Below are 1,237 nucleotides of genomic sequence, written 5' to 3' on the forward strand. Positions count from 1 at the left end.
GTTTGGATTTTTTTGAGTGGGGATAAGTTGTAATTAATCATAAATCTTATAATTACAAGAGCTACTGCTAAACTTATAGTACCTATGATAATTTGCTTAATTAAAGCTTGATTTACAGGATCATTATAAATTTTTTCATCTGCTATAACACAAACATTATAACCTGTTGAAGATTCTTGACAAATTACAGCTTTGCGAGGTGTATTACCATCTTTTATCAGCATAGGTTCTTTTGAGAGTTCTCCTGCTTTTCCTTCTGTAGTTGCAAGATATGTTTTTGCAATTTCTTGGCTTAAGCTATTTTTTGTCAGAAGTGCTTCAGAGGATTCATGAAATAAAATTGTTCCATCATCGTCTAAAACTACGGTATAGCCACTTTGAGATCTTCCCATAGCTAATACATTATCCGAAAAAGTATTTAAATCATAATTTCCACCAACTGCACCTATAAATTTTCCATTTACAACTATAGGATAAGAAAAAGATAAAGAAGGGGCTTTTAAGCTAGGAGCAATGTATGGTTTTGATATAACAACTTTATCTTCTCCAGATGCAACATTTGTATACCAGCTTCTAGTTCTTGGATCATAACCATCAGATGGCATTTGATGATTGCCGTTTGAACGTATCATTGCACCATTTTTAGCAAGACCTACATATAAAACATCAAATCGACTTGCTTCTTTTGCGGTTCTAACTATGGTATAAATTTCCTCCAAACTTGCATTAGGATTTTTTTGGATTTCAGATGCTACAGCCTTTATAGCATCGCTTCTTGAGGCAGTGTAATCATCGAAATTTTTTAATACATCTTGTATTGTTTTTACTTGAATATCATTGATGAGTTTTTGCACATCATGCTTTACTTCAGAATAGTTAAAGGCATTTGCTATAAGTAAAATCGCGATAATAGCTAAAAAAACAAAGAAAGTTAATTTTCCTGTTAAACTTTGTGTAAGATTTTTCATTAAAACATCCTTGTAAAAAGATTATTATGATTATGGGAGTTGAATTATCTTATATTATTTTTAATAAAAAATTGTAATATTTAAATATGAAAAAATTATTTTTTAATAAAAAAATTATGAAAAATAATAAGAAATAAAATATATAGCATTATGGATATTAAAATTAATGCAAGCCAAACTTCTAAAAGTCTGGCTTAGTATTAAAACTTCTTCTTCCTAGCATCTTCTAAGATATCATTAGCTATTTGATTTACATTGTCTGCAACTAT

1 protein-coding gene is annotated in these 1,237 nt (G+C 29.1%); it reads right to left on the reverse strand.

From position 1 onward, the window contains the following. Positions 1–968: cache domain-containing protein (locus L8X40_RS08335; protein ID WP_263667682.1), on the reverse strand; the 968-nt coding region annotated here is incomplete at its 3' end. Between the last annotated feature and the right edge of the window lie 269 nt (positions 969–1,237).

The organism is Campylobacter sp. CNRCH_2013_0855 (genome assembly GCF_025773025.1).
Classification (GTDB): domain Bacteria; phylum Campylobacterota; class Campylobacteria; order Campylobacterales; family Campylobacteraceae; genus Campylobacter_D; species Campylobacter_D jejuni_C.